The 5,348-nt window shown below is 69.6% G+C and carries 5 protein-coding genes and 1 pseudogene; 3 read left to right on the forward strand and 3 right to left on the reverse strand.

The features are described from left to right. Window positions 1-284 (forward strand): annotated as a pseudogene (locus CLG85_RS26720) (aldehyde dehydrogenase (NADP(+))); the annotation flags it as partial. Window positions 285-354: 70 nt separating this feature from the next. Beyond that, the gene (locus tag CLG85_RS26725) at window positions 355-1,068 is read left to right on the forward strand and encodes a ribonuclease activity regulator RraA (protein ID WP_095884227.1); all 714 of its coding nucleotides are present in this window, start codon (window positions 355-357) and stop codon (window positions 1,066-1,068) included. 138 nt (window positions 1,069-1,206) lie between these two features. On the opposite strand, the gene CLG85_RS26730 is transcribed toward CLG85_RS26725, so the two are convergent. Then, complete coding sequence (locus tag CLG85_RS26730; RefSeq protein WP_095884228.1) at window positions 1,207-1,671, reverse strand: Lrp/AsnC family transcriptional regulator; 465 nt, start codon at window positions 1,669-1,671, stop codon at window positions 1,207-1,209. Between the two features lie 130 nt (window positions 1,672-1,801). On the opposite strand from CLG85_RS26730, the gene CLG85_RS26735 reads away from it, so the two are divergent. Beyond that, window positions 1,802-4,168, forward strand: a complete 2,367-nt coding sequence (locus CLG85_RS26735) for a thiamine pyrophosphate-binding protein (RefSeq protein ID WP_260350329.1) — start codon at window positions 1,802-1,804, stop codon at window positions 4,166-4,168. A 29-nt stretch (window positions 4,169-4,197) separates the two neighbouring features. On the opposite strand, the gene CLG85_RS26740 is transcribed toward CLG85_RS26735, so the two are convergent. Then, window positions 4,198-4,974, reverse strand: a complete 777-nt coding sequence (locus CLG85_RS26740) for an adenosylcobinamide-GDP ribazoletransferase (RefSeq protein WP_260350330.1) — start codon at window positions 4,972-4,974, stop codon at window positions 4,198-4,200. Further along, window positions 4,971-5,348 (reverse strand): nicotinate-nucleotide--dimethylbenzimidazole phosphoribosyltransferase (locus CLG85_RS26745; RefSeq protein WP_260350331.1); only part of this gene is annotated, 378 nt, incomplete at its 5' end. The genes CLG85_RS26740 and CLG85_RS26745, both read right to left, overlap by 4 nt.

Raw genomic sequence — 5,348 nt, forward strand, 5'->3', positions numbered from 1 at the left:
AGGGCTTCGAGGGCCAGCTCACCGCCACGATCCACATGGACGAGGGCGACACGGCGCTGGCGCAGCGGCTGATGCCGGTGCTCGAGCGCAAGGCCGGCCGGGTGCTGGTCAACGGCTTCCCGACCGGCGTCGAGGTCTGCGACGCGATGGTGCACGGCGGGCCTTACCCGGCCTCGACCAACTTCGGCGCCACCTCGGTCGGCACCCTCTCGATCCGCCGCTTCCTGCGCCCGGTGAGCTACCAGAACCTGCCCGACGCCCTGCTGCCCGGCGATCTGGCCTGACGCAACCCCCTGCCCGGTCCGCCCCCTTGCTCCCGCGGACCGGGCCCCCGACCCACTGGAGGAGACCTAGATGACCCCCGAAACCCATGACATCCTGATGGATGTCTCCGTCGCAACGCTGGCCACGGCGCTCTTCAAGCGCGGCCTGCGCAACCAGGTGATCCAGGGCGTGCGCCCGCTCGGCTGGAAGGGCAGGAACATGGTCGGACCGGCCTTCACCCTGCGCTACATGCCCGCCCGCGAAGACCGCAACCAGCTCTCCGAGTTCCGCAACCCCGAGCATCCGCAGCGCGTCGCGATCGAGACCTGCCCCGAGGGCCACGTGCTGGTGATGGACAGCCGCAAGCAGGCCAACGCGGCCTCGGCGGGGGACATCCTGATCACCCGGCTGATGATGCGCGGCGGCGCCGGCGTGGTCACCGACGGCGGCTTCCGCGATGCCGCGGTGATCGCCGAGCTCGAGATGCCGGCCTATCACAGCCGCCCGTCGAGCCCGACCAACCTCACCAACAACGAGGCCATCGCGATCAACGAGCCGATCGGCTGCGGCGACGCGCCGGTGTTCCCCGGCGATATCATCGTCGGCGACGCGGACTGCGTCATCGTGATCCCGGCGCATATGGCCGATGAGGTCGCCGCCGAGGCCAGGGAAATGACCGCCTACGAGGATTTCGTGGTCGCGCAGGTCAAGGCGGGTGAGCCGATCATCGGGCTCTATCCCCGCGTCAACGAAGAGAAATACGGGCCGCTCTTCGAAGCGTGGCGGGCGGAGAACGGCCGCTGATCGGCACGCACCCGAAGACTCTGACAACGTGAGCGTTCTAGGCGGCGCTCACGTTGCGCCGCCTCGTCAGGCAGTTGATCGCCTCGCGCCAAGACGTCGGGCTGGCCGATCACGACCGCGCAGCAGCCCCGGGCGGGCTCAGTCGAGCCGCGCGGGCTGGTACTTCACCCGCCGGATCGGGATCGAGGATTCCAGCGAGGCGACCCCCGGCAGCTTGGTCAGCCGACCGGTGAGAAAGCGCTCGTATTCCGTCAAATCCCGCACCGAAATCCGCAGCAAGTAGTCGAAACTGCCGGTCATCAGCCAGCAGTCGACGATCTCGCGGCAGCGCCGGACCTCGGTCTCGAAAGCCTCCAGCCGGTCGTCGATCTGCCGATCGAGCCGCACCGAGATGAAGACGCTGAAGCCGAAGCCCAGCTTTTCCTCGTCGATCCGGGCGCTGTAGCCGGTGATGTAGCCCTCGGCCTCGAGCCTGCGGATGCGCCGCGCGCAGGGCGAGGCCGAGAGGCCGACCCGCTCGCTCAGCTCCTGGTGGCTCGCGCGCGCATTTTTCTGCAGCTCGCGGAGAAGCTTTCGATCAATCTCGTCGAGGTCCTGGATCATTCGCGCTCAATTCCGCCACCAAAGCCGCCCATGACGCTCATTTCCACTACAGATCGGCAGCGCAGGCAATGGGAAAGGTGAGTTCCACTTCGGCGACTCATGTACCCTCGCGCGCAAAGGGAGGGACTTCATGACCGACGACGCGCAGCACCTCAAGGTGATCGAGCAGCGACTGCTTTGGCTGTCGCACTGGATGATCCACAACGCCAATCACCTTCGCCCCAAGGAGGACGGCATCAAGATCGGCGGGCATCAGGCTTCCTCGGCCTCGATGGTCTCGATCATGACGGCGCTCTACTTCTCGGCGCTGCGCCCCGAGGACCGGGTGGCAGTCAAGCCCCACGCCTCGCCGATCTTCCACGCGATGCAGTATCTGATGGGCAATCAGACGCGTGAGAAAATGGAGAATTTCCGCGGCTACGGCGGCGTGCAGAGCTACCCGAGCCGCACCAAGGACATCGATGACGTCGACTTTTCCACCGGCTCGGTGGGTCTTGGCGTCGGCATCACCGCGCTGGCCTCGATGGTGCAGGATTTCATCCGCGCCAAGGACTGGGGCGCCGAACTCGAGGCGGGCCGGATGGTGGCGCTTGTCGGTGATGCCGAGCTCGACGAGGGCAATATCTACGAGGTGCTGCAGGAGGGCTGGAAGAACGACCTGCGCAACTGCTGGTGGGTGATCGACTACAACCGCCAGTCGCTCGACGGCATCGTGCGCGAGGGGCTCTTCGGGCGGGTCGAGAAGATTTTCGAGGCCTTCGGCTGGGACGTGGTTCGGGTGAAATACGGCGCCCTGCAGCGCGCCGCCTTCGACGAGCCCGGCGGCGCGCGGCTGCGCGACTGGATCGACGCCTGCCCCAACGCCGAATACTCGGCGCTGACCTATCGCGGCGGCGCGGTCTGGCGCGAGCGGCTGATGGAGGATCTGGGCGATCAGGGCGAGGTCACCGCGCTCATCGAGCGGCGCAGCGATGCCGAGTTGGCGGCGCTGATGGAGAACCTCGGCGGCAACTGCGTCTCCACCATGGCCGAGGCCTTTGCCGCCATCGATCACGACCGGCCCGTGTGCTTCCTGGCCTATACGATCAAGGGCTGGGGCACGCCCATTGCCGGGCACAAGGACAACCACGGCGGGCTGATGACCAAAGCCCAGATGGCCGAGTGGCAGGCGCATATGGGTGTCGCCGAGGGGCAGGAATGGGAGCCCTTCGCCACGGTGCCCGACGCCGCGGCGTTGAAGCAGTTCCTCTCCCGCGTGCCCTTCTTCGCCAAGGGGCCGCGGCGCTATTCCGATGCCCGCCTCGCGGTTCCAGCGGTTGCGGTTGACACCAGCCGCGAGATCTCGACCCAGATGGCCTTCGGCAAGATCCTCGACGATCTGGCGCGCGGGAACAGCGATCTGGCGGCGCGGATCATGACCACCTCGCCCGACGTGACCGGCACCACCGGGCTCGGGCCCTGGGTGAACCGGCGCAAGCTCTTTGCCCGCGCCGCGCAGAACGATGCCTTCATCGAGCACCGCATTCCCTCCACCGCCAAGTGGAACTTCGCCCCCGAGGGGCAGCACCTGGAACTCGGCATCGCCGAGATGAACCTCTTCCTGCTGCTCGGCGCGGCCGGGCTGTCGCACAGCCTCTTCGGCAAGCGCGTGATCCCCATCGGCACGGTTTACGACCCCTTCGTCGCCCGCGGCCTCGATGCGCTGAACTATGCCTGCTACCAGGACGCGCGCTTCATGATCGTCGGCACGCCCTCGGGCGTGACGCTGGCCCCCGAGGGCGGCGCGCACCAGTCGATCGGCACGCCGCTCATCGGCATGAGCCAGGACGGGCTGGCAGCCTTCGAGCCGGCCTTTGCCGACGAGCTGGCGGTGATCATGGAATGGGCCTTCGACTACCTGCAGCGCGACGGTGCAGGCGATCCGGACGAGCGCACATGGCTGCGCGACGAGACCGGCGGCTCGGTCTACCTGCGGCTGACCACCAAACCGCTCGAGCAACCCGGCAAACGCCATGACGACGCCTTCGTGCAGGGGGCCATCGACGGCGGATACTGGCTGCGCAAGCCGGGGCCGAACTGCTCGGTGGTCATCGCCTACCAGGGCGCGGTGGCCGACGAGGCGATCGCCGCGGCGGGGATGATCGGCGAGCACCGGCGCGACGTCGGCGTGCTGGCGGTGACCTCGGCAGACCGGCTCAACGCCGGCTGGACCGCGGCGCAGCGCGACCGGGCGCGCGGCAACGCGGCGGCACGCTCGCATGTGGAGACGCTGCTTGGCGATCTGCCCCACCATTGCACGCTGGTCACGGCGATTGACGGCCACCCGGCGACGCTGTCGTGGCTCGGCGCCGTCGCCGGGCACCGGGTGATCCCGCATGGGGTGGAGCACTTTGGCCAGACCGGCACCATCGGCGATCTCTACCGGCACTTCGGGCTGGACCGCGAGAGCCTGGCGCGGGCGGTCACCAACCTGACCGTCGGCGCGGCGGTGGCCTGACGCCCTCGCCCTTCGCCCCCCCCTGCGCGCTACGGCGCCCAGGGGGCCAGCAGCAGTGCCAGCGCCGCCCAGCAGGCGAGCTCGGAGAGGAGCTGCACCGCCCCGAGCACATCGCCGGTCACCCCGCCGATCCGCCGCCAGGCGAGCCAGCCAAGTGCTCCGGCCACGCCACTGCAAAGCAGTCCCAGCACGAGACCTGCGCCGCCCGCCAGCACCAGCCCGAGAAGTGCGAGACCCATCAACAGCCCCCGCGCGGCCCGGCTGCGGCCCGAGGCCAGCCGCCCGAGCCCGTCGGAGCGCGCGGGGGGCAATACTTCCTGCAACCCCACCATGGCGCCACGGCTGAACATGCCGACCAGCACGAACCAGCCCGCCCCGGCCCCGGATCCCACCTGCGGCGCGAGTTGCGCCAGCGCCGCACACCAAAGCCCCGTGGCAAGGATCAGCGCCATCACCCCGTAGCTGCCGATGCGGCTGTCGCGCATGATCTCGAGGCAGTGCGCCCGATCCCGCCCGCCGCCAATCCCGTCGGCAAAATCCGCCAGCCCGTCGACATGCAGCGCGCCGGTCGCCAGCACCTGCGCCGCCACCGCGAGACCCGCCGCCAGCAGCGGCGCGGCCCCCAGCGCCATGCTGCCCGCAAGACCCGCCCAGCCGATCAGCCCCACCAGCGCCCCCACCAGCGGAAAGGCCCAACGGGCGGCGGCCAGCGAGGGCGCCTCCCCTGCGATCCGCCCGGCGGGCAGCCGCGTCAGCAGCATCACCGCCACCTGCAGCTCGCCCAACCGGGCGCGGAGCGGGTTCATCCGCCCGCGACCCCGGCCTGCGCGAAGGTGGCCATGCCGTTGTGGCACTCCAGCGCCGCGCGCAGCACGCCAAGCGCCAGCGCCGCCCCCGAGCCCTCGCCGAGCGCCATGTCGAGCGCCAGCACCGGCGCCTTGCCGATGGCGTCAAGCAGTCGGGCATGGCCGGGCTCGCGGCTGACATGGCCGACAAGGCAATGGTCCAGCAGCCGCGGATCGGCGACATAGAGCGGCGCGGTCGCGGCGGTGCAGATGAAGCCGTCAAGGATCACCGGGATGCCCCGAGCCCGCGCCTCGAGCACCGCGCCGCAGATCGCCGCCTGTTCGCGCCCGCCGAGCGCCGCGAGGATGCCCAAGCCCTGCGCCCCGGCATGGCG

This window comes from Alloyangia mangrovi, assembly GCF_002300555.2.
GTDB lineage: Bacteria > Pseudomonadota > Alphaproteobacteria > Rhodobacterales > Rhodobacteraceae > Salipiger > Salipiger mangrovi.